This window comes from Calothrix sp. NIES-2098 (genome assembly GCF_963875125.1).
Lineage (GTDB): Bacteria > Cyanobacteriota > Cyanobacteriia > Cyanobacteriales > Nostocaceae > Aulosira.
The window spans coordinates 1,822,683-1,846,048 of record NZ_CAWNKJ010000001.1; the positions used below are offsets into that span (position 1 = coordinate 1,822,683).

19 protein-coding genes and 1 tRNA gene are annotated in these 23,366 nt (G+C 39.8%); 10 read left to right on the plus strand and 10 right to left on the minus strand.

Annotated elements, in window-relative coordinates; genetic code table 11:
- Positions 1 to 7 precede the first annotated feature (7 nt).
- The 6 genes from AACU33_RS07680 to AACU33_RS07705 all read right to left on the minus strand — a co-directional run bounded on the left by AACU33_RS07680 (position 8) and on the right by AACU33_RS07705 (position 7,648).
- A complete protein-coding gene (locus AACU33_RS07680) occupies positions 8 to 703 on the minus strand; it encodes a hypothetical protein (RefSeq protein WP_339375834.1) in 696 nt (231 codons plus the stop codon).
- 271 nt (positions 704 to 974) lie between these two features.
- Positions 975 to 2,387, minus strand: coding sequence for an HlyD family secretion protein (locus AACU33_RS07685; RefSeq protein WP_096587921.1), 1,413 nt, complete (start codon positions 2,385 to 2,387; stop codon positions 975 to 977).
- A 24-nt stretch (positions 2,388 to 2,411) separates the two neighbouring features.
- Positions 2,412 to 4,562, minus strand: coding sequence for a peptidase domain-containing ABC transporter (locus AACU33_RS07690; protein ID WP_096587923.1), 2,151 nt, complete (start codon positions 4,560 to 4,562; stop codon positions 2,412 to 2,414).
- A 595-nt stretch (positions 4,563 to 5,157) separates the two neighbouring features.
- Positions 5,158 to 5,412 carry a hypothetical protein gene (locus AACU33_RS07695; RefSeq protein WP_096587926.1) on the minus strand — a complete coding sequence of 85 codons (255 nt, stop codon included), beginning with the start codon at positions 5,410 to 5,412 and terminating at the stop codon, positions 5,158 to 5,160.
- 220 nt (positions 5,413 to 5,632) lie between these two features.
- On the minus strand, positions 5,633 to 5,857 hold the full coding sequence (locus AACU33_RS07700) for a hypothetical protein (RefSeq protein ID WP_339375835.1): 225 nt from the start codon (positions 5,855 to 5,857) through the stop codon (positions 5,633 to 5,635).
- A 507-nt stretch (positions 5,858 to 6,364) separates the two neighbouring features.
- On the minus strand, positions 6,365 to 7,648 hold the full coding sequence (locus AACU33_RS07705; protein WP_096587930.1) for an aspartate aminotransferase family protein: 1,284 nt from the start codon (positions 7,646 to 7,648) through the stop codon (positions 6,365 to 6,367).
- 149 nt (positions 7,649 to 7,797) lie between these two features.
- Here AACU33_RS07705 and AACU33_RS07710 point away from each other — a divergent pair, with 149 nt between their 5' ends.
- Together AACU33_RS07710 and AACU33_RS07715 are read left to right on the plus strand one after the other, a co-directional pair.
- Entirely contained in the window at positions 7,798 to 8,862 is a 1,065-nt protein-coding gene (locus AACU33_RS07710) for a potassium channel family protein (protein ID WP_096587931.1), read from the plus strand.
- Between the two features lie 1,221 nt (positions 8,863 to 10,083).
- Positions 10,084 to 11,010: a cation diffusion facilitator family transporter gene (locus tag AACU33_RS07715; RefSeq protein WP_096587933.1), complete on the plus strand. Its 927-nt coding sequence runs from the start codon at positions 10,084 to 10,086 to the stop codon at positions 11,008 to 11,010.
- Between the two features lie 221 nt (positions 11,011 to 11,231).
- On the opposite strand, the gene AACU33_RS07720 is transcribed toward AACU33_RS07715, so the two are convergent.
- Positions 11,232 to 13,682, minus strand: a complete 2,451-nt coding sequence (locus AACU33_RS07720) for a TIM-barrel domain-containing protein (RefSeq protein ID WP_445291749.1) — start codon at positions 13,680 to 13,682, stop codon at positions 11,232 to 11,234.
- Positions 13,683 to 14,819: 1,137 nt separating this feature from the next.
- Here AACU33_RS07720 and AACU33_RS07725 point away from each other — a divergent pair.
- Positions 14,820 to 16,181: a tetratricopeptide repeat protein gene (locus tag AACU33_RS07725; protein ID WP_096587935.1), complete on the plus strand. Its 1,362-nt coding sequence runs from the start codon at positions 14,820 to 14,822 to the stop codon at positions 16,179 to 16,181.
- Between the two features lie 30 nt (positions 16,182 to 16,211).
- On the opposite strand, the gene AACU33_RS07730 is transcribed toward AACU33_RS07725, so the two are convergent.
- Entirely contained in the window at positions 16,212 to 16,526 is a 315-nt protein-coding gene (locus AACU33_RS07730; protein ID WP_096587936.1) for an S-layer protein, read from the minus strand.
- A gap of 781 nt (positions 16,527 to 17,307) precedes the next feature.
- Between AACU33_RS07730 and AACU33_RS07735 the strand changes: the two genes are divergently transcribed.
- The 4 genes from AACU33_RS07735 to AACU33_RS07750 all read left to right on the plus strand — a co-directional run bounded on the left by AACU33_RS07735 (position 17,308) and on the right by AACU33_RS07750 (position 18,607).
- Positions 17,308 to 17,553, plus strand: coding sequence for a hypothetical protein (locus tag AACU33_RS07735; RefSeq protein ID WP_096587938.1), 246 nt, complete (start codon positions 17,308 to 17,310; stop codon positions 17,551 to 17,553).
- A 20-nt stretch (positions 17,554 to 17,573) separates the two neighbouring features.
- Positions 17,574 to 17,696, plus strand: a complete 123-nt coding sequence (locus AACU33_RS07740; protein WP_339375836.1) for a hypothetical protein — start codon at positions 17,574 to 17,576, stop codon at positions 17,694 to 17,696.
- A 66-nt stretch (positions 17,697 to 17,762) separates the two neighbouring features.
- On the plus strand, positions 17,763 to 18,188 hold the full coding sequence (locus AACU33_RS07745) for an acyl-CoA thioesterase (RefSeq protein ID WP_096587940.1): 426 nt from the start codon (positions 17,763 to 17,765) through the stop codon (positions 18,186 to 18,188).
- 137 nt (positions 18,189 to 18,325) lie between these two features.
- The gene (locus AACU33_RS07750) at positions 18,326 to 18,607 is read left to right on the plus strand and encodes a hypothetical protein (protein WP_339375837.1); all 282 of its coding nucleotides are present in this window, start codon (positions 18,326 to 18,328) and stop codon (positions 18,605 to 18,607) included.
- Positions 18,608 to 18,630: 23 nt separating this feature from the next.
- Here the strand turns inward: AACU33_RS07750 and AACU33_RS07755 are convergent, their stop codons facing one another.
- Together AACU33_RS07755 and AACU33_RS07760 are read right to left on the minus strand one after the other, a co-directional pair.
- Positions 18,631 to 19,413, minus strand: a complete 783-nt coding sequence (locus AACU33_RS07755; RefSeq protein WP_096587942.1) for a TrmH family RNA methyltransferase — start codon at positions 19,411 to 19,413, stop codon at positions 18,631 to 18,633.
- 70 nt (positions 19,414 to 19,483) lie between these two features.
- Positions 19,484 to 19,565 (minus strand) — tRNA-Leu (locus tag AACU33_RS07760).
- Positions 19,566 to 19,872: 307 nt separating this feature from the next.
- On the opposite strand from AACU33_RS07760, the gene murA reads away from it, so the two are divergent.
- From murA to AACU33_RS07775, 3 genes are all read left to right on the plus strand, one after another.
- Positions 19,873 to 21,252 carry a UDP-N-acetylglucosamine 1-carboxyvinyltransferase gene (gene murA, locus AACU33_RS07765; RefSeq protein WP_096587944.1) on the plus strand — a complete coding sequence of 460 codons (1,380 nt, stop codon included), beginning with the start codon at positions 19,873 to 19,875 and terminating at the stop codon, positions 21,250 to 21,252.
- Between the two features lie 110 nt (positions 21,253 to 21,362).
- Positions 21,363 to 22,238, plus strand: coding sequence for a M48 family metallopeptidase (locus AACU33_RS07770; RefSeq protein WP_096587946.1), 876 nt, complete (start codon positions 21,363 to 21,365; stop codon positions 22,236 to 22,238).
- Positions 22,219 to 23,349, plus strand: coding sequence for an alpha-hydroxy acid oxidase (locus AACU33_RS07775; RefSeq protein ID WP_096587948.1), 1,131 nt, complete (start codon positions 22,219 to 22,221; stop codon positions 23,347 to 23,349). Before AACU33_RS07770 ends, AACU33_RS07775 begins: the two co-directional genes overlap by 20 nt.
- Positions 23,350 to 23,366 lie beyond the last annotated feature (17 nt).

Here is a 23,366-nt window from a genome sequence, read left to right on the forward strand (position 1 = left end):
ACAATAATTACCAGCGTAAATACCAGGTTACTCTTAGATCCTGATAACTACGAAAACATTTACCTGAAGTTAAAAAACAAAAACTATCGCAAAGATATTGTAATTCTGGGTTAGTAGAGTAATTGGTAAGTGTAGGCGAATCAGGATAAGTAATTTCTATCTTAAGAATGCTAAGATTCTTCTGCTGGTTTAAATATATATGAATCGATATTGGCATGACAGCCTCTGGTATGGTCATTGCCAATAACTCTTCTACAGTTATTAGAACTATTAAATTGTATTTTTCTGTTTCATTGCGCCAGTTAACTGGCATATCAATATGTAAATATAGGTGAGGATTAGAAGTATGCCAGGGTTCTAATAAGCATCCAATAGCTATAGGTAAACAATCGGGAAGATAAAAAGGAAATAGCCGATCGCTTAAGTTCACCAAAGATTGATGAAAACGATCGATTTTTTGACGGCATTCTTGCGTTTGATTGCTTGAAAAATCAACGTTATCTACTGACAAAATATCCAAATTACGGCGAATAGTGAATGAGTCTTGTAACAAATCGTCTCGAATTTTCTCGGCTTCTAAGAAGAGTTTGAATGACTGCCTGTAAGACCACCACTGCAATGCTTTTTGAATTCTCCGATAAAGAAATAGAAACCAGATAAGAGTAATGATGTAGACAATTAACAATGTAATTTGTGTACACAATTTCCGGCTCGCAAGATAACTTTATGTTCTTGGAAATACTAGCATAAGAGAAAACTTCATAATATTCTTATATTTGTGCCAGATAAAATATCTAAAAAATCTAAGATAGTTATTAGAATGCGTAATTTTTGTTATTAAGAAATGCCTGATGTTGATAACTAAATTGATATAGCATTCGCGATTATTCGTTTTCATATCAAGTAGCTCACCGATCGACAATTATATCTGGTTATATTTAGTAGAGAATTCCTAAATTTTGGATTTATATTTGTTATAAATCAGTGATTAATCTAGCTTTCCTAAGCATAAATTGTAGTGCTGTTTCTTGTTTAGAAATAATATCAGCTGTCGCATCCATACCAGATTGGATACGACAGCGATGATTTTCATGTCCAAACACAAAACGTTCTGGTTGAATAGTCGCTTCAAAGTAACTAGCCGCAGGAGTTGGGGCACTAGATGTTGCTGACCCTGTACTATTATTTTGAGATGTAATTACGTCTGGAGAAACGGCATTGACAACACCTTTGAGTGTACCATAATCAGGATAAGGGCAAGAGTCTACTCGTAATTGTACTTCTTGACCAACTGCAACATTTTTAATATCCTGAGTTGGAATCATTGCCTTAATAACTAAAGGCGTATTATTAGGAGCGATTTCTGCAATAGCATCACTAGCACGTACAACTTGGCCAGGATTACGTAAATTAAGTTTAAGAATAGTCCCATCACTAGTTGACCTAATAATTGTATCTTGCAGTTGATTTATAACTTGCTGAAGGTCTTTTTGCGATTGGATAATTTGGGTTTGAATTTCAACTCGTCGTTGAATTAGGGCTTGTTTTTCTTTATTCAAGGTAGCGATACTAGCTTCACCTCTAGCAGTTTCTTGAGCAATACGTTCTTGAGCCATTGCGACTGTTGCATTAGAGGGATTGATAGCAGCTTTAGCTGATTGAACTTTGGTTTTGGCAATATCGACGGCTTTTTTTTCGGATTCAAGTATGGCTGTTGTCTGGTCAACTACTAATTTTTTCTGCTCAAACTCGCGGCGACCAACAGCTCCAATTTCTGCTAGTTGCTGATAGCGATCGCGATCTAACTTAGCAAAGTCTAAATCGGCTTGAGCTTTTTGTAAATCTGTATAAGATTTTTGCAAGTTTGCTTCTGCTGCTTGGAATTCACTGAGAGTAGTAATTTGGCGTTCTTGATAGTCTCTTTGGTTACGTAATAAATCTGATTGAGCAGAAGCCACTGTCCGTTCGATTACTCTATGTTCAGCTTGAATTTGGTTATCTAAATTTCTAATTTGGGCATCAATCTGAATTATTTGTAACCTACCCTGCTGAATATTTCCTTGCAGTTGGCTCTTTTTAATTTGTATGTCTTCATCATCAAGGTAAGCAATTACATCTCCTCGTTTAACCACCTGATTTTCTTTAACTAAAATACTTTTAATAGTTCCTTCTGTTTTTGGTTGTGCTAGCCGAATTTCACCCGTAGGACGTACGCTAGCTGGAGCTTTTACTGTGACATTATATTTAATCCATGAAGAAAGGCTAATCCCAGCGCCAACACTCCCGACTAAAAATATTCCAGCCAAGGATGTCCAAGGACTAATAGGAGGAAGAAACTCATCAGTTTGAATAGATGGTAGAATTTTTTGGTTATGAGTGTAGAGCATAATTAACTAACCAGCTATCAATAATTAGGGATTTAAAAAGTCTAAATGTTCTCCAGTTTGAGAGCGCAAATCTTCTAAATTACCTTGAATTTTTAACTTACCTTGATCTAGCAATACAACCCAATCAGCACGATTAACTACCTTGGGACGGTGAGTAATTAAAATCGTAGTTTTACCTTGGCGATGCTTAAATAAGCGATCCAAAACTTGCGCTTCGCTGACTGGATCGAGTCCTCCTGTGGATTCATCTAAAATTAGTATAGGTGGATCTGTAACGATAGCTCTTGCTATTGCTAATCTTTGGCGTTGTCCACCAGAAATATTTGCCCCAAATTCACCCAAAATAGTTTGATATTTATCAGGAAGTTTACTGATAAATTCATCAGCATCAGCAATTTGGCAAGCTCTCACAATTTGCTCAAATGTAACAAAAGGTGCTCCTAAGCGAAAGTTTTCAATAATCGAACGACTCCAAAAGTGAGCATCTTGGGGAACTAAAACTACCTGTTGACGCAGACAATCAAGAGAGAGGTCTTCTAGGTTATATAGTCCAATACGAATATTGCCAGATTGTATAGGATATAAGCCTGCAATAATTTTAGCTAAAGTACTTTTACCACAACCAGATTTACCAATAATGGCAATAACTTTACCCCCAGGAATTGTTAAAGAAAAGTCTTCTAATAAATCAACCCGACCAGCGTAGTGAAAGTTAACTTTACTACAAACAATATCAACACCTTCAGGAATTGTGGCAAAAGGCTTTTTCCCATCGCCTTTATTTTCTGGAGTAGCATCTATAACTTCTGTGAGACGTTGCGTAGCAGTTTTTGCTCTGGTAAATTCATCTACAAAAGTGATGACTGTACTAATTAAACCTAGAAAATTACCATTCATCGAGTTAAAGGCCAGCAATTGACCAATACTCAAATTTTCAGCCGGATTAATAACCAGATTTCCACCAAACCACAGTAAGACAACACTGCCAATTCCAGAGACTAAGCTAGAGAACGTACTGTTAATAATGCCAATCTGTATTGTGCCTAATGTGAGAGTTGAAATTTTACCAAATCTACTTCGTAACTCATCATTAAATTGAGGACCAGCTGTAGTTGTCTTGAGGGTTAGTGCGCCTTTAAATGTTTCTACCAAAACACCTTGAGCTTCTGCTTCTGTTACTAAAACTTCGCGAGTTTTTAGCTGTAAGCTAGGCTGAAAAACAACTGTAGATAAAGTCATCACTACAGATATGAATATGGCTAATAAAGTAAGTTTCCAGCTATAAAAAGCCATAATACCAAAAGAAATTATGGCAATAAAAAACTTACTAGGAAGAGTAACAACAACTTGAGAAACTAACTGATTGATTTGATCGATATCTCGCAGTCTACTGACAATTTCGCCACTGCGACGAGCTTCATAATAAGCAAGAGGTAATTGTAAAATTTGCCTACCAAATTCTAGAACTAAACCTAATTGTAGGCGTTGGGCAAAGTGAGCAATCAAGTTAGATTGTACCCAAGAAAGGCTGCTAGAAATAACATTCATCACTACTACAGCGATCGCCATAGTAGTGAGCAACTTTGTATCACCGCGTACTAGTACATCATCTGTGAGAATTTGTAACAGAAACGGAGAAGCTAAAGATAGCAATCCTAAAAGTAAGTTGAGGGGTAAGGCTTGCGCTAAAATGGCGCGAAACATCCAGATGCGCTTAAAGAAACGCCAAAAACCACCGATGCGATCGCTTTCTCGATCTTGAAACCGTATTGGATCTGGCTCCAGTAAGAGCATTAACCAATCAGTCCAGCCCTCTGCTAAATCTTTTTTAGAAAGATAACGAACACCTACAGCTGGGTCGGCAACTACACATTTTTTGCCTTTTTTACCATATAAAACAACCCAATGATGCCCTTTCCAGTGAATGATTGCTGGTAAGGGCGCTTCGTTCATTCGGTTTAAAAGTTCTGGTGAGGTTTTGACTGGACGAGCATTAAAACCAAGCGTTTCTGCACCCCGCTTAAGCCCTAGTAAAGTTGTACCAAATTGTCCAGTACCAACAGCTTCCCGGATGTGATTGAGAGTAAAATTGCGTCCGTAATGTTTAGCAATTGATGCAAGACAAGCAGCACCGCAATCTTCTTCACTGTGTTGTTCAACATGAGGGTATTTCATAAGGTTAAGATGCCAGTCTTGATTTCCCAGATTTCTTTATGCCAATTCCTCAACATTTCAAGATTTAATATTGTTTAACTTCTGTCAATCAGAAATATAAAACAAATGGAGAGAATAAGCATTAATGACGCTTACCAATTTTATTACCTAAACTGGAAAAACTAATTGCCTAATTATGTCAATCTGACTTCCGAAAAATACATACGTCAATGTCAAGATTACTCTCTGGATAAATTGTATATAGCCCAACAGAATTTCTGTCTTCTCTTTCGAGAACTTTCTCCATAACCAAACGTCCAATCCCAAGCAAACTGAATTTCGTTTGAGATTAGTCCATATCTGCGAAATACAATACCAAAGCCCAACATGAGTATATAGTTGTCCATGTTAAAACTAGTGCGTTTTCCGCCGATAACAGTTACAGCCTCTTCTGGAGTAAGTTCTGTAAATAAAAATTTTTTTTTTCGGTAGATTGCATTTAGATATTTACTAAATAACAAATACGAAAATCCGAGCAATAGTAAATTTATTCATATCAACTATTGAGTACAACCCGAACAATAATCCTAATAATTAGCTTGATTATAGAGAACAATTAGAAGTAGCTATAAAACCCTCTATTCCATTGAGCGATCAGCACTGAATTTGCAAGTTCTCTATTACCAGTCAGCAAAAGTGTAAATTGATAAGCCCCAAGAGCAAATATAAATTGAGTTAGATTTACTCCTATTAAGGCATAGTTACCATTGCTTATGTTAATTGGTGTTTCTTGACTGTTTCCGCCGGATACAAGAGCGCATTCATTAGGTGTTATCTCTGTAAACAAAGAGTTTTTCTCAATCGATGACATTTTTTTATACTCAGTTATTGATATCTTAAAATTGGGATAAGATGTTGAATTATGGAGCTAAATACTGGAACATATTTAATGCTCCAGTATTTAGATGTAATCTAAGCTTGTCAGGGGAGAAAACTAAAAATATTCGTAAGATTCTAAATTTTTTTAGGCAATTCCCCATCTGAAGCTACCTAAGTACTACTTCAAGATTAAGTAGTACTACACTCAACTATTAGAATGAGATAATGCTGTTAAAAGATCTGAGCCATTGAGTTGTTAGTACTGCGTTGGCTAGAGGTGCGTTGCCAGTCAACAGAAATGTATATGCAGATGCACCAAGAGCAAATATCTTCTGAGTAGTGGAATCTTGAATGACTGTCGTATCTCCACCGCTAACGATCGCAGATTCTTCAGCAGATACTTCGGTGAATAATTCGTTTTGTTCGATAACTTGCATGATGTTTACTCCTGAATGAGAATTGTGGAAATTACTTGTCGCTAGTTGTTGATTGCCTGTTATTAGCTGCTCAACTCCTTGCTTGATTAACAAGATATCTCCAATTACCCAAGTCAGTCATTTACATTTACTGCAAACTTAATTACCAATTTTAGAAATTATCATTTCCGTATTGCGTAAGTGATATTACCGAAAAATACATATAAAAATTACACTTAATTTTACTGAATCTTAGCAAAAAATAGGAGAAATTTTTTACTAACTTTAACAAATTAGGCTTAATTTATGTAGTCTAAAATGCTCTATATAAGGATTTTATCAAAAAAATATATAAAATTATTGTAGGCTTTAAAAAAAATACATTTAAGTATGTTAATCGGATAAAAAGTTTATTTTTATACAAAAAAGCTGTAGAGAATATTTCTGCTCTACAGCTTTTTTTTGTACCTCATATTGGTCAATTCAACTGCTTCCAGTATTCGCTAACCTAATGAGGAAAAGGCTTACCTACACATTGACAGTAGCCAGGGCTTTGTCAACAGCTTGCAAGGCTGTATTGACTTCTGCCTCTGTGACAATTAGTGGTGGTACAAACCGGACGACTTTTGGCCCTGCGGGTACAAGCAGTACGCCTTCGGCGATCGCACTTTTGACAATATCAGCAGCAGTTAGCTGGATATCGGCTTGCAATTCTAGACCGTTGATTAAACCCCAGCCGCGAACATCGGCAATGTAATTAGGATACTTGGCCGCGATCGCTCTTAATCCATCTCGTAGTTGTTCGCCTCGCTGTTGCACATTCTGCAAAATATTTTCTTTCTCTAATGTTTGACAAACACTCAGCGCTACTCCACAAGCAAAAGGATTACCGCCAAAGGTGCTGGCGTGTTCTCCGGGTTGGAAGACATCGCAGAATTTCTTACTCATCATCGCACCGATGGGGATACCACCACCGAGTCCCTTAGCACTGGTGAAAATATCTGGTTCAACGCCCAGACTTTCATAACCCCATAACTTACCGCTGCGTCCCATACCAACTTGCACTTCATCGAAAATCAATAAAATGCCAGTTTCATCACAGATTTGCCGCAGTTTTTGGAAGTAAGCAACATCGCCAGGACGAACGCCGCCTTCTCCTTGCAAAGGTTCTAATAAAATTGCAGCGACACGATAATCACCTTCATCCAGTTCGCTAATCGCCGCTTCTACTGCGCCAATATCGTTGTAAGGCACATAGTGGAAACCAGGTACTAGGGGATCGAAATATTTTTGATACTTTGGTTGTCCTGTAGCAGTAATCGTTGCTAAAGTCCGCCCGTGGAAACTCGCATTGGCGGTTAAGATAATCGGTCGTTCAATTTCTAGTACAGTATGGGCATATTTCCGCGCTAATTTAATTGCTGCTTCGTTGGCTTCAGCACCAGAGTTGCAGAAAAAGACGCGATCGGCACAGGAATGTTGAATAATCCATTTTGCCAATTCACCTTGTTCGGGAATGTAGTACAAATTAGAGACATGATGCAGCTTTTGGATTTGGCGTGTGACTGCTTCTACCATCGCTGGGTGGGCATGTCCTAAGGTACAAGTGGCAATTCCGGCCACAAAGTCCAGATATTCCCGCCCCTCAGTATCCCAAACCCGGCATCCTGCACCCCGTTCTAGGGCTAAAGGAAACCGACCATAGGTGGACATCACAGCTGTATCAAAGCTGTTGGGATCAAAGGGGCTAGATGGTAAAGTATCTGACTGTGGGGGGTTGGTGGCTTCTTCAACTAAAGTTTGTATGCTCACTACCGCTCCTTCGGAAAATCTTTTGATCGTATAGTTATCTACTAGTGTCCTAGAAATTTCTCAAAAATTGCGACTATTTTCTGCAACTTATATTTTTTTGGTGACTAACCCGTAAATCTTCTTTTACCAGCCGCAGAGGTGAAACAATTTTGTACTCAACTCTTGAGGAAAAATATCAACGTATTCAAAAAGAATTAATGGCTGGGGCGATCGCTCTCGGTTGTGTGTTCTTGATTGGGACTTTGTGGTACTGTCTGGTGGAGGGCTGGTCATGGGAAGATGCCGCTTACATGACGGTAATTACCTTGGCAACTGTGGGATATGGCGAAACACACCCTTTAGGTAATCGCGGACGATTATTTACCATTGCCTTAATTTTGATGGGTGTGATCAATATCGGTTACATTGTCAATAGATTCACAGAAGCCGTGATTGATGGCTACTTTCAAGAAGGCATTCGACTAAGGCAACAGAGGCGGTTAATGGAATCCTTATCAGGACATTATATTATTTGTGGTTTTAGTCGCACAGGTCGCCAAATTGCCAAAGAGTTTCGGGCAGAAGGCGTACCTTTTGTCGTGATTGATTCTGAGCCGGAATCAGTGCAAAGAGCGCAAGTTGAAGGTTATATAGTATACCAAGGCGATGCCACGTTAGATGAATCGCTCTTAAAAGTAGGTATAGAGCGAGCGATTTGTCTGGTAGCGGCACTGCCTTCAGATGCCGAAAATTTATATACAGTTCTATCAGCAAAAACCCTGAATCCAGGAATTCGAGCGATCGCCAGAGCCAGTACAGAAGAAGCTTTACAAAAATTACAACGTGGCGGTGCAGATGCGGTAATTTCTCCTTATATTACAGGCGGGAAAAGGATGGCCGCCGCAGCCCTCAGACCCCAAATTTTGGATTTTGTCGATGGTATCCTTTCAGGTTCAGACCGCCAATTGTATATGGAAGAATTTTTGCTCGACCCAGCTTTTTGTCCGTTTGTGGGACAAACCCTACAAAAAGCCAAACTGCGATCGCAAACTGGAGCTTTAGTGTTAGCTATTCGCCGCACCGATGGTAATTTGATTGGCGGCCCCACTGGTGACACTATTTTAATGCCAGGAGATACCCTAATCTGCATGGGGACAGCCGAACAATTGCGCAGCCTTAACCAAGTTCTGGGGCCAATTGTTTCCCAAAAATTGCGTAAACCGAAAAAGATCTGATCGGGTTCTAGCAACTCCTCACAGAGAACAGTAAATCAGAGACATCACCTGAATGTGCGATCGCAAGGTTTTTGGAATTACTTCCCTACGCAACGACAGCTATTTTTAATGTACGAATAAGAAAAAAGGTTTGGCTCGTTACCAGACCTCTATATAAATCCAGTGCATAACAACATCCCGGATCAATTTACTCTTTATTTTTTAGTACAGCATCTTCCTATAGGATGTGTTCAAATCCTGTGAAAGCTGATAATACCTAAATCAATAGCAACATCTTATTTGAATTTATGAATTTATTAGCAAAGTTGTTAGTTCAATATATTGGATAAATACCAGCCAATACAGCTTGAAAGCAAAATAAAAGACGGGTATTATCCCGTCGAGATAGCTTGAAAGTGGAAATACACCTTGGAGTCTAAAAAATTACAAAAATAAATTAAATAGGTTGCCAAGATTAACTCAGGTTACAAACAAAAAAACGGTTATCTTTGCCGTGGTTAATGTTGGTAGCCTAGTTAATCTTTTCAAGTTTTATGAAGATAACATGGCTCAAGTTTGACGAGTTGCCAAAATGCCAAATAATCAATCAGCAAAGAAGACGGATTTTATCCCGTCTTCAGGAGAGTAAGTGAAAACATCTTGGTAATATCTGCAATATATCAAGTGAATCTGTGTTTTACTTGCCAAAGTGCCGAATTGTTAACAATCGCACAATTATATAAATTAATTTGCAATTATATGAAGTTATATATGTTATGAAAATTTAACTTTTACGAAATGCGGAATGTTGCAATGAGATTGTGTAATTAATTCCGATTGGCTAGTTGTCATTGCTAGCGGATAAAAGGAGGAATAGATTTGATCTTGCGTTAATAACTATAGAGTTAAACAACAAATAAAGGTGGATGTTCTTAGCTGACTTGCTTTTGCTGATTCGAGAAAAATGTTATATAAACCAATGGAGTTATATGGTGTAAATATTTTGTTGCATTAGCGATCGCCTGTAAAAACTTACAGACTAGTATTTAGATTGCTTCCTGAGGCTCAATTAAAATCTGAGCTATCAAAACCAATCTACAGAAAAGTTTTTTAGCATACTAAATTTTGCAACACAACTGTCATTAGAGATAGGCTTGCTATATCCTAAGTATAAACATAGACATTAGCTTGTCTAGCAAGCATGAGTCAGTTAACAAATGACTAAATACCTAACTCTTGTTTATGAATAGTGCGCGTCTTGAACAAACCAGCATCTACTTATCTATTGGTGGTGCTTTATTTCTAGCAATTTTAGGACTTTCCTTCGGATTAGCCGTCCAATCCGGAGCAGTGTTGCTTGATGCTTTCTTTAATGTGATTACTTTTATAATGGCATTAACCACATTGTGGATTTCTCGTTTATTGAAACGACCAGATGGGCGAAGATTTCAATTTGGTTATAAAGGCTTTACTCCCTTACTTAATTTATGTAAGTCGTTACTGATTGCTGGATTATCGATGTTTGCCTTTGCTTCTTCAGCGGCTGCATTGTTACATGGAGGGAGACATCTTGATGCAGGAGTAGTAGTAATTTATGCGGTAATTGCTGCATTTACCTGTCTCGTCGTTTCGATTACACATACCATAATTGCCAAAAAGACAGGATCTCCAATAGTACGTGTAGATGCAAAAAATTGGATGATTAATGGGATAATTGGTCTTTCTGTGGGGATTGTATTTAGTATTGTCGCACTAATTAAACGTACTTCTTTTGCGTGGTTTGTGCCTTATGCCGACCCCACAATTGTTATCATATTAGTCATGCTCACTGTGCCTGTCCCTACTAAAGTCATACTTGAAAGTCTGAATCAACTTCTGTTAGGTGCTCCTCAGGCAGCTTTGCAACAACGTATTAATAATTTACTAGATGTTGCAACAACAAAGTTTCCTTGTGCCAGACGTTATTTGCGAATGACAGAAGTTGGAGAAGCTTTATATCTCCATCTTTACTGGTTATTGCCTAACGATGAGAAATTAACTAGTCTCGAAGAAATTGATGCGATGCGACATCAAATCACAGATATTGTGAAACAAGAATTTCCCAATGTCACTCTTGATATTCTATTTACCCAAGATGAACAATGGTTTAGTACCATGAATCCTACATAATTTTTGGGTGAATTTCTATCAATATCGTGGTAATTACAAAAGCAAAACATCTAGAGTTGTATTTCAAGAAAAGACTCAAATTACAACAACTGAATACAGATTTTGAGCGGAGAGAATACTCTCTTCTCTATATTCCTTAAAATGGTAACTTTGCAGTTACTGTTTTTTATGGAAACATGCAGCGGTATGGATTTTCCAGCCGCTTTTTTTTAGTTTGTGACTTATTCTGCTTGCAAGCGAACCTTGAAAAAGCGATCGCACTTTAATTGTTGTCCTTGACAAGTAACTTCTGCGTCATCTACCCAAGCTTGTTGAAGTTTCATTCCATGCAAATGTAACTGTACGCTGGTGTAAGCAAAAGGATAATCTCCGGCTTCTTGCCAAGTAAGTTCTAAACCATTTGCCAATCTTACCAACTGGAATTTATCCAGTCGGGATGCACCGTAACCATCGCCTGCATCGCTGTATAACTGAGTAAAACTTTCACCTTCCATCGGTGGATAAAGATGGAGAGTAAGTTGTTGATTTTCTTCCATTGGTAAGATACTCCCAGCTTTAACCAACACAGGAATAGTTTCTAGCGGTGCTGCAAGACTAAACTGTTGTCCGCCCTCAAAGGCCGTGTCATCCCAAAAACTATACCAACGTCCTGGCGGTAAAATAATCTGTCGCGTTGAGCGAAGCTCTGCCGTAGGCATTCGCCCTCCCTCTTCGACAATCGGACAAATCAGTAAAGCATCGCCTAATAAGAAAGCGTCTTCTATATCCCATAGTTTTGTGTCATCGTCAGCCGCCCAAAATACAGGACGCACGGGAGAATAACCTTTTTGTGTCGCTTCCCAGGATAAAGTATAGAAATACGGCAGCAGACGATAACGCAGTTGTAAGAAAGAACGAATGATACTCAGATAAGGTTCGCCGTAAGTCCAGGGCGTGCGGTGTTCTACATTATTAGATGAGTGAGTTCGATAAAACGTGAAAAACGTTGCCATTTGGAACCAACGTAAGTATAGTTCCGCACTAGGATTACCTTGGAAACCACCAATATCCGGGCCGCTATAGGGAATTCCAGAAAGCCCTAAACCGACAATTGTTGATATTGTTTGGCGTAACGCACCCCAAGTACATTCAATATCCCCAGTCCATGTCCAAGCATAGCGTTGAAGTCCTGCCCAACCTGCACGGGAAACTATAAAAGGTCGTTTTTCTTTGCGGTATTGACGCAAACTTTCATAGCCTGCTTCTGCTTGCAACAATCCGTAAATATTATGTGCTTCCCGGTGATCGCCGCCTCTACCTTCCATATAATGTTGAGTAACTTTTGGCAAAGAGCGATCGCCAGAAGTAATAAAAGCCGCAGGTTCGTTCATATCATGCCAAAAACCTGCCACGCCCACATCCAACAAATATGCATACTGGCGACTCCACCAACTGCGCACCTTGGGATTGGTAAAATCGGGAAATACGCACCAACCAGGCCACACAGGCGCAACTACAAGTTTGCCATTCGGGAGTTTGCAAAATCCATCTAATATTTGACCTTCTAAGAACAGATTACTGTGGCGACTGTATTTAATTCCTGGGTTGAGAATGGCGATAAATTGCACACCAATTTCCGCAAGTTCTTGGGTAAAACTCGCCAATTTCGGAAAGCGTTCCGGGTCAATGGTAAAAGCTCGGTATCCAACTTGACAGTCAATATCTAAATGAATCGCGCTTAAAGGTAGCTTGCGATCTTGAAAAGCTCTCGCTTCCTCCCTCACCGCAGATTCTGTACGATACCCCCATTTAGATTGGTGATAGCCTAACGCCCATCTCGGCGGTAGGGGCGCGCGTCCAGTCAATTCGGTATAGCGCTCTACTAGCTGTTTTGGCGAACCCACAGTCAAATAATAACGCAGCGATCCCCCAGTAAAGTCAGCTGTGGCAGTTTCGGCAAAGGTAAAATTAGCATCAAAAGAATTCTCATAAAAAATTAGATAACTGCCAAGCGAGTGCAGACCCAAATAGACAGGAATGCAGAGATACATTGGGTCTGAGCCTGGAGGATACATCCCAGCAGCATCATAATTCCACATCCGATAGGTTTTACTTTGTTGCTGCTCATCTTTAGCGGCTCGGAGATTTAGTGAAGAAGCCCGTTCTCCTAGCCCGTAAATACGTTCTTCTGAACGCAGTTGTGCTTGATGAATCCATCCTTGACTTTTACACTGGGGCGGTAGTTCTTCGCGGATGACTTGGCCTGAGCGATCGCAGAATTTTAGACTACCATCTACTTCAATAATTACTCTCAGACTATTACTGGACACAGCACAATTAGTATCTGTCTGTGTCAACTGAGTTTCTACATCTTGCCATTCATGTTGGGCAATTGCATAAGGAATGGGAGGTATACCAGGTTTCCAATCAATTCTGACTAAATCTTCAGTCAGAAAACAGACTTCTAACTCAGCCAACTCGAAATAGAAATTAGCACCTCTGGCTGTTTGTTCTGCACGCAGTAACTTTCCCGGTTTGCCAAAACCTTCCTCTGTTGATGTTTTCAGAAACTGGCGTTCTATTCTATCTCGCTTCCAAGTGTATAAGAATGCTTTTGGAGCATAACTCAAATAGAAAAGCGAACCAAATAAAAACTTTAATTTTAATTGGATTTGTTTTAATCTATCCACCATTAATTTGCTCCAATAACAAGTTCTCTGCAATCCTTTTAAGCTGATTTGACCTAAACCGATTGCTCCTAAAGCTGACTCTAAGATTTTGCTGCTTTATCTCTAGCTACCTGTAAATTGCAAATTACAGCAATCGCTATACCCAGATTCTTAGACACTTCTACACAAATCATCCTTTCAGAAAAGCCACCTATTAAATAATTGGCTAATTTCAGCTAAAAAGTTAATTCACCTTAGGGAAGATCTATGATTTTCGATTCATCAATTAGTCTTAAGTCTAGAGATTTATTTAAAAATTTAGGAAATATAACATTATAATTTAGTTAATAAAATACAATTTATTAACAACACACAAGAGAAAATAAAATTGCCTTAGTATGGGTTCGCTCGCAGGTTCACAACCTATTTGAGATTACTGTAGCAACGGTAAATCAGAAGTTATAAAATTTCAGTTTAATAATGATACAAATTACGTGAGTAAAGTTTGAGCAATGCAGGATTAGTAGCAACTGAACGTGAAACCTGTTTTGCGATCGCGTTTTTCCTCACCTCCAGCCCTCCATTTTGGATGAGGGAAGGCGAAATCTCATTACCATTCTGCGAGAATGGAAGAAAGGGTTAGGAGATGAGGGTGCTTTCAGTTTCACAAAACTTGCCCATACTTAAAACCTTAGTGCAGGATATACAAATTAAATACGTAATAGCTAATTAACTTTATATACCCATCTTTGTAAATTTTTCATGAAGACGATGTGCTTTTATCTATCTACATTTTTTTGTAAAAAATGCTACTAATAAATTATCAATAAATAAGCTGTGAAGATTTTATTAATCTGCGAGTTAGCTTTTTAAAGACTGAATCATGTTTTAAAAGAAACAACGCTGAAAATGGTTAAAAATCCCCAATCGAGCAAGGATAAATCCGTAGTCAATTTCAAAATAATGTATTATATTCAACTTTAAATATGAAATTTTGCTAACGGTTTGGCCAAGAAATTTAAATCTTATCTAAAAAGCTCAAAAATTACCAAATTAATGCGTGACAGGCTCCTAGGAAAATGCTACGTATTACTGTAAATAATTTTGATGGCAACTTCATACAGTCATGCATAAGGTCGTAAATATACTGCAATACTCAAGATGTTAGAGGAAAAAGAACCAAATCTTACCCATCTCCTCCACTGGAGGCTCACTTATTACCAACAAAGGTTGTCAATCACCCGACAAAGCCAAAATCAACAGCAAGAGCTAACTTGCTTGAGCCAGCTAGCTGCTATATACGAAAGACTATTGAAATTTTCTCAAGCTTTGGAATACCATAAACTGCTTCTTGCCTTGTCTCAGCGAATTGGGGCTGAAGATTGGCAAGAGGTCGCTCTGTACAACATAGGTAATTGTTATCGACAACTATGCCAAGCTGATGAGTCTATTAAATATTTTACCAAACTGCTAAAAATTACTTATAAGACGGGAAATAAAATATTACATATTGCAGGTGTATGGGGATTAGGAAATAATTATCAAAGTTTGGGTCAGTATCAAAAAGCAATTGATTGCTTCCAAAATCAATTCGCTATTAGTTGCGAAATAAACGAGCGCATTAGCCAGCAAAGTGCTTTAGGATCGCTAGCAAATGTTTACCAGTGTCTAGGAGATTATCAACAAGCTCTTAAGTACGAGCAAAAAGCTCTTGCGATCGCTCAGGAAATGGAAGATATTCCAGCTACAGGAGACTCACTAGCAAATATTGGTGGCATTTATCTTCAGTTAAAGCAGTGGCAAAAAGCAATTACCTTTTGCAATCAATCACTCTTAATCGCCAGGGAAATCGAAAATGAAAGCCTCGTGATGATTAGTCTTCACAATCTCGGTCAGGCATATAAAGGGATAGATCGGTATGAAAAAGCAATAGAGTTTTTGACAACAGCCTTAGATATTTCTGATGAGATAGGCGATCGCAAAGTCCAACCTGCTATTTTACAGAACTTAAATGAGTTGTGCGGCGAAATAAATTTACTTGAGCCAGCAGTTAAACCCAATATAGAATCTTTAAGTATTAATATTCCAATCAGAAATCGATTAAGTGAGTTAGGTGAGGCTTCTTCACTAGCAAGTATTGGAGCTACATGCCAAAACTTGAATAAAAAGGAATATGCTAAAGTCTACTATCAACAATCTTTGTCAATTTTTCAGGATATTGGTGCTAAACACAGTCAGCAACAATTGTTATTTAAGATTGGCAAAATATATTACTGTGAGGGTCAATTCTCTCAAGCGCTAGGATTTTTACAATCTTCTCTAATCCTAGCTCAAGAAAGAAAAAACCATTGTGAAGAAGCTCAAATATTACTTACCCTCGCTGCAACTCTACACAAGTTAAATCATTATCAAGAAGCTATTTATTACTACCGTCAAGCATACAAAATTTACAGTTATTTAGGAGATGAAATCCATGCAGCGCAAATGTTGAGATTTATGCAAAAGTTAAAAGCAAAATTTTAAAGATAATAAATCTTGCTGGATATATATGATTTATTGTTGAGGCTGCTGCTGTTGAGGTTGTTGCTGTTGAGTTTCAGTAGGTTTTAGTTGCTGAAATAAAGCAGGCGGTGTAGCTTGGCGAAAGGCTCCGCAATAGTGCATAGTCATAACTGCTTTAAAAGCCCAATGGTCTGATGGTACATCACTAAAAGGATTAGGTAAAGTCTCTGCTTTATTCTGAATACAAGCATTGATAACTGGATTTGATTGAACTGGTTCAGTATTGCTAGGTTGTTGAGCTTTAACTGGATTACCAAAGCCAATAGTAGCTAGTAATAAGACCGATCCTAAAATTTTATTGTTCATAAAACTTTTAACGCAATTTGATAATATCAATTTATGCCAATTATAGCTAGTCAATTAATAATTGTGGCATACAGGCTTAAAGCTCAGGAAAACCTCGCCCCTAAAGATTAATCTGTCGCATTTTTTTATTGATTTTATTATCTAAATTACCGAAATCCCGCTTGAGATAGATTTTTATGAGGGGATGAGCAACGATGTTCTGATGAGCCAGTAACTTTTCCTGTGAGGTGAATTACTGGCTCAGAAAATATCGGACTTAACTAGTCTAAAATGCGAGAAAACAGGAATAGTGTTGTTAACAGTATAACTAAGCCGCTAACCCAGAGTATTAATGACCCCCAACTGACTGAATCTTGTTGGATTTTTTGCCATAAATTGCTGCTAGTATTATCCCGAAAAGCCATTATCTAACCTCCTATTTTTATGCAATATCTATCAAACTCAATTAATTGAGCCTGCACTAATTAAAGAGAAGTTTGTTATGGAGAGTTTTTGCATGGATCTGTTCACTTACAGAGAATAACTAACTGACTTTAAATCAATTAATTTTTTTCTCTGCTACCATCACTACCTAAATTTACAAAAAGATAGTTTTTCACCTCAATATATCTTCTCATGAGTTACTGTTAATAATACTCAGTAGAGCTAATTTGAAAAAAATCTTAACGCTGACTGACAAAGCTAGTAATTATTCACCCTTTGTTATTCGCTCAGTCTTAAACTAGATAATAACTATAGAGACAATAGACTAGTTCTTATCCATGAGGTTGGTAGATAAATAATGGTGCAAGAAATTAGATCGAATCAACCACAATATATTTGTATTATTCCCATTGAGCGCCTTACAGGTAATCGAGACGAAGAAATCATGACCTTTGGTGTATCTGCTGATGAAGCAAAAAACCAAGCTGAACAATTATTAGTATCTACTTATAGTTGCAATCAAGCTCAAGTGGAAGAGTTAATGCAGCAAGCAAAAATTGAATTAATTGCTCAGTGGTGTGCGCCTATAGAACATCAAGAATAAATTTAACCGTATATTTACTCATGTATCTCAGTCGCCTGCAACTCTCTATCAAAGTTAAAGTAGTTGTGCGATTGTTAATGGTGATTCGTGGTGAATGCGATCGCCTGTGTAAACTCACAATTGAAGCTGTTCTACGGGTATAAATGTTGCTGGTGCAGAAAAACTAAGATAAATAAAGTCTAAAACAGCAACAAACGACCAACTTACCCATGCAAATCTTCAAAACTCTATTACGAGTTCGCCACTATGAAATGGATGCTCTCGGACACGTCAACAATGCTGTCTACCAAAACTACCTAGAACAAGCAGCTATTGAACATTCAGAACACTTGGGATTAACTTTGGATGTGTATCAAGAATCGGGTGGTGTATTTGTGATGCGGCGAGTAGAAATTGATTATCTACGTCCAGCAGTAGCCGGAGATACTCTAGAAGTTACCACTTGGCTGAGGGAAATACGTGGTACTCGCGCCTTCCGACGCTACGAAATCCGCAAACACAACCAAGAGGATTTGCTCGTTACAGCCGAAGCACTTTGGGTATGGGTGGATGCCAAAACAATGCGTCCGCGACCAATTCCCAGTATTATGTTAGATAAATTTTCGGCAACACTCCACTCTGGGACAAGTAACTAATGGCAAGATGAAATAACTTAGACTTTTTCGCCTGAAGTATGTAAATTTGATACAGGTTCAAACAATTTATTCCCGATCGTAGCGACTATGAGTTGAAATCTGCAAAAGATGAAACTATAGTCAATACACTCAAGATTATGTCAGTAAATTCAGATTCTCAGGTCAACATTATGGAGCAACGTCATCAAGAAGAACGCGAAACAGCTGCTCAAGAGTTTCAAGCAGCTTTGGATGAATTGGAGGATATGTTATTACAAGAACAATATATAGAGGATGAAGCGGCACAAAAATTACATAATGGTAGCGTCAGCGATGCCCGACTAGCTTCAGAAGAAGAAGATTTGGCAGCTATTGATATAGAAGCCTTTGAAGATGCTGTGGCCGATATTGAGCAATATTTAGCCGAACGCCAACTATAATCGTCACAATTCAACATCTCTCACTATTTATAAATCACTTGCCGCTGGGCTTCGTATAACATTAAAGCCGCTGCGATCGCTACATTCAAAGACTCTACGCCTGGACTTAGAGGAATTTTTACTTGTTTATCTGCCATTGCTGCGATTTCTGCCGACAAACCAGCACCTTCATTCCCCAACAAAATTAAACTCGGTTTGCGCCAGTCGATTTCCCAATAAGTTAAAGTCGCACTGGGTAAGGTTGCTACTACTTGCATTCCCGCTTGCTGGCTTTGTTGAATTGTCGCTTTTAAATCTTCTGTGACTGCTGTTGCTAAACGAAACCACTGTCCAGCAGAAGCACGCAAAACTTTTGGATTATCTAAATCTACACTATCTCCACTTAGCCATAAACCTGATGCTCCCGCCGCCGCCGCAGTGCGAATAATCGTACCGAGATTACCGGGATCTTGCAAAGTTTCTACCGCCAGCACTATACCAGTCACAGGTAATTGAGAGGTGCGATCGCTTCTTTTTGCGGTGGCGACTACTCCATCTGGTTGTACAGTCGTAGCGATCGCTGCTAAAACTTCTTCACTAACAATTTCGGCGCGATCGCATCGACTACAGGCTTCCTCCCACAATACTGGATGATTTGCTTGCCATTCTGGAGTGCAACACACCGCCACTAAGGGATAATTCACCGCACAAGCTTCTTCCAACAGATGCGTCCCTTCTAATAAAAATAGCTGCTGCTTGTGTCGCTCCTTCGTAGAGTGCAGCTTGCGAATTTGCTTAACTAAGGGATTTTGTAAACTGGTCAACATAGGAAGGATGAAGTGTAAAGTATGAAGGCTAAAGTTTTTGATTTCATCCTTTATTCTTCATCCTTTTGAATGCGGAACCCGGGACTTGAACCCGGAAGCCTTGCGGCACTAGAACCTGAATCTAGCGCGTCTGCCAATTCCGCCAGTTCCGCTGGCACTAGGTTATATCGACAATTTATAATCATTACTCACTTATCAATATTTGTCAAGTCCTGTATCTGGTTTTTACCGAGTATAGACTTTTGCCAAAAAAATAAATTCTAGTTTTTGTGATTTTAAGAATTTTAAAATCTCTGTAAGCCTTAACTGTACTTGTTTACAGTAGTTAGCACCAAGGCAAAACCACAAATTATTTATCCAATATCCAGGTACAAAATGTAGACAAATCAAATCTTTACTGTAGAATCAAAACCAACTTCAACCCTTTAAGATTGACATATTTATTCTGGAGGTAGGCTTATCAATCCTTCTAGCAGCTTACCAGATGCCAAATCCTCTCTTGAAGCAGACTCCTCAGTCTTGCAAATTTGGGGAGGGCATCCTTTGCGAGGTCATGTAAAAATTAGCGGGGCTAAAAATTCAGCACTGGTGATCATGGCTGGAACCTTGCTCTGCTCAGGCGATTGCCGCATCCGTAACGTCCCTTTATTAGCGGATGTGGAACGGATGGGTCAGGTGTTATCCGCTTTGGGGATTCGTTTAACTCGAAATGGTGACACTTTAGACATCAATGCTAGCGAAATTACCACATCCAAGGCTCCCTACGAATTAGTTACCCAACTACGGGCTAGTTTTTTTGCCATTGGCCCAATTTTGGCACGACTGGGAGTGGCTCAGATGCCATTACCAGGAGGTTGTGCAATTGGTGCTAGACCAGTTGATTTGCATGTCCGGGGACTGCAAGCAATGGGAGCCGAAGTTCAGATTGAACATGGCATTTGTAATGCCTATGTTCCTGGGAGTAATGGCAGGTTAAAAGGAGCCAAAATTTATCTGGATACTCCCAGTGTGGGAGCGACAGAGACATTGATGATGGCTGCTACTCTAGCTGATGGCGAAACGATCATCGAAAATGCCGCACGGGAACCAGAAGTAGTCGATCTGGCAAATTTCTGTAATGCAATGGGAGCCAAGATCCAAGGTGCGGGTTCCAGTACGATTACCATCGTTGGGGTTCCCAAGTTGCATTCAGTAGAATACACGATCATTCCCGATCGCATTGAAGCCGGAACGTTTTTAGTCGCTGGCGCAATCACGCGCTCAGAACTGGCTTTATCATCAGTGTGCCCAGAGCATTTGATCCCAGTAATTGCCAAGTTGCGAGACATTGGCGTAACGATCGTTGAGGAAGCTCCAGATCGCTTACGTATCTTGCCAGCAACAACCCTGAAAGCCACAGATATAGAAACCTTACCCCATCCAGGCTTTCCCACAGATATGCAAGCGCCATTTATGGCTTTGCTGACTTTGGCAGAAGGCGACAGCCTGATCAACGAATCTGTATTTGAGAATCGCTTGCGTCATGCTTCAGAGTTAAATCGCTTGGGGGCTGATATTCGCGTTAAAGGCAATGCGGCCTTTGTCCGCGGAGTACCAATGTTATCAGGCGCACCAGTATTAGGTACAGATCTGCGAGCCTCCGCAGCCCTAGTTTTAGCTGGGTTGGCAGCCGAAGGCACAACTACGATTCAGGGATTGCACCACCTCGATCGCGGCTACGATCAACTGGATGTAAAGTTGCAGCAATTGGGCGCGCGAATCTTGCGTGTAGGTGAACCATCAACAGATGCAGAACTGACCCCCAGCCCTAGCAATTCGCCAGCATCGATTACGACCTAGTGGGTAGGTGGGCAATGCCCACCCCTACTAAATCGTTATACTAGCTTTAGGAGGCTGTCTATCTAAATAGCAGCATTCCACTAAGCTATTATTTTCAAGCTTTTTACGATATGTCATTATTAAAAACGCCGCTGATTGGTTTAAAAGCTGATTCTTTCCGTCATCCACTCGACTTGGAAGCTACTAAAACTCTCAAGCAAATTCCAGGTCTAGATATGATGGTGCGGAATTGGTTAGGGCCAATGGCAGAACAGGTTTTCTATGTAGAAAATATCGCCTCCAGCATTCTGGTGGGTGAAAACCAACTGCCCGATTTACATCAGCTGTTGGTAGAAGCTTGCAAAGTATTAGATATAGAGCCTCCCCAGTTGTATGTTAGGCAGCATCCTGCCCCTAACGCCTACACCTTTGCCATGCGGGGTCAGCAACCTTTTGTTGTTCTGCATACCTCCCTCATCGATATCCTCACCCCAGAGGAAATTCAAGCAGTAATTGCCCATGAGTTAGGACACCTCAAATGCGACCACAGCGTTTACCTAACTCCTGTAAATTTATTAGTGTTAGCAGCAACAATCTTGCCTAACGTCGGCGCTGTAATTGCCCAAGCTATACAGACACAACTATTAGAATGGGTACGCTGTGCTGAGTTTACCTGCGATCGCGCCGCCTTGCTAGCCACCCAAAATCCCAAAGTTGTCATGTCAGTATTAATGAAACTAGCAGGTGGTTCCCCAACATTAGCACCGCAACTTAACCTTGATGCCTTTGTGGCTCAAGCTCGCGCCTACGATGATATTAGTAAGACAGAACTAGGCGAAATGGTGAAAGCCGCCCGCACCGCCCAACTCACTCACCCTGTACCAGTCCTCCGTGCTAGAGAAATTGACCGTTGGGCAAGTAGTAAAGAATATCAAAGTTTATTACACAGTCATGGACTGAAGTCTAATCAAGAAGCTACATCCAAAGGTGGATGGCGTAACTGGTAAGTTAAGAGTCAACAGTCAAAAGAACTTGCAACCAATTAACCTTTTTGAGTACGAACACTTAGCACAACAGCATCTCTCACAGATGGCGCTGGATTATTACAGTAGCGGTGCGTGGGATGAAATCACCTTACGAGATAACCGCGCTGCATTTGAGCGCCTGAAACTGCGACCGCGAATGTTAGTAGATGTGAGCGATCGCAATTTAACTACATCTATATTAGGACAACCTCTAGAGCTACCCTTACTAATTGCACCAATGGCTTTTCAATGTCTGGCACATCCGGACGGAGAAGTAGCTACCGCCACAGCTGCGGCTTCAGCAGGTGTGGGGATGATTTTGAGTACTTTAGCTACTAAAACTATTGAAGAAGTTGCCGCCGTGCGGCAAAATTTCCCCAATGCTCTGCAATGGTTTCAGCTTTATATCCATAAAGATAGAGGATTAACTCGCGCCTTAGTAGAAAGAGCCGAAGCCGCAGGTTACAAAGCACTGTGTCTAACAGTCGATGCTCCTATGCTGGGACAAAGAGAACGCGATCGACGTAACGAATTTTCTTTACCACCAGGCTTACACGCCGCCAATCTTGCAACGAGCTCAGGGCTAGATATTCCCTATGCACAAGGTGAATCTCGATTATTTACTTACTTTGCCCAACAGCTTAACCCAGCACTAACTTGGAAGGAGCTAGCATGGTTGCAATCAATCTGTCCTCTACCTTTGGTGATAAAAGGTATCCTGCGCGGAGATGATGCTGTACGTGCAGTAGAGTGTGGAGTTCAAGCAATAGTTGTTTCTAATCATGGTGGCAGACAATTAGATGGTGCGATCGCATCTTTAGATGCTTTAGCAGAGATTGTCGCAGCTGTGGATGGTAAAGCCGAAGTGTTGTTAGATGGAGGTATCCGTCGAGGTACAGATATCCTCAAAGCCCTAGCCTTAGGAGCAAAAGCCGTACTCATCGGACGGCCTGTTTTATGGGGATTGGCGGTAGCCGGGAAAGTCGGTGTATCTCATATCATCTCGCTACTGGAAGCTGAATTAAGCTTGGCTATGGCACTTAGCGGTTGTGCCCAGCTACAGGATATCGATTCTTCTTTAGTCAAGTCTTAAATTTTGAGTATCCCACC

Coding starts and splice junctions, on each gene's coding strand:
- AACU33_RS07730 (WP_096587936.1), bottom strand. CDS start 16,526: ATGAACAATAAAATTTTAGGATCGGTCTTATTACTAGCTACTATTGGC.
- AACU33_RS07725 (WP_096587935.1), top strand. CDS start 14,820: ATGTTAGAGGAAAAAGAACCAAATCTTACCCATCTCCTCCACTGGAGG.
- AACU33_RS07735 (WP_096587938.1), top strand. CDS start 17,308: ATGGTGCAAGAAATTAGATCGAATCAACCACAATATATTTGTATTATT.
- AACU33_RS07740 (WP_339375836.1), top strand. CDS start 17,574: ATGTATCTCAGTCGCCTGCAACTCTCTATCAAAGTTAAAGTAGTTGTG.
- AACU33_RS07750 (WP_339375837.1), top strand. CDS start 18,326: ATGTCAGTAAATTCAGATTCTCAGGTCAACATTATGGAGCAACGTCAT.
- AACU33_RS07755 (WP_096587942.1), bottom strand. CDS start 19,413: ATGTTGACCAGTTTACAAAATCCCTTAGTTAAGCAAATTCGCAAGCTG.
- AACU33_RS07685 (WP_096587921.1), bottom strand. CDS start 2,387: ATGCTCTACACTCATAACCAAAAAATTCTACCATCTATTCAAACTGAT.
- AACU33_RS07720 (WP_445291749.1), bottom strand. CDS start 13,682: ATGGTGGATAGATTAAAACAAATCCAATTAAAATTAAAGTTTTTATTT.
- AACU33_RS07695 (WP_096587926.1), bottom strand. CDS start 5,412: ATGTCATCGATTGAGAAAAACTCTTTGTTTACAGAGATAACACCTAAT.
- AACU33_RS07745 (WP_096587940.1), top strand. CDS start 17,763: ATGCAAATCTTCAAAACTCTATTACGAGTTCGCCACTATGAAATGGAT.
- AACU33_RS07770 (WP_096587946.1), top strand. CDS start 21,363: ATGTCATTATTAAAAACGCCGCTGATTGGTTTAAAAGCTGATTCTTTC.
- AACU33_RS07690 (WP_096587923.1), bottom strand. CDS start 4,562: ATGAAATACCCTCATGTTGAACAACACAGTGAAGAAGATTGCGGTGCT.
- AACU33_RS07715 (WP_096587933.1), top strand. CDS start 10,084: ATGAATAGTGCGCGTCTTGAACAAACCAGCATCTACTTATCTATTGGT.
- AACU33_RS07700 (WP_339375835.1), bottom strand. CDS start 5,857: ATGCAAGTTATCGAACAAAACGAATTATTCACCGAAGTATCTGCTGAA.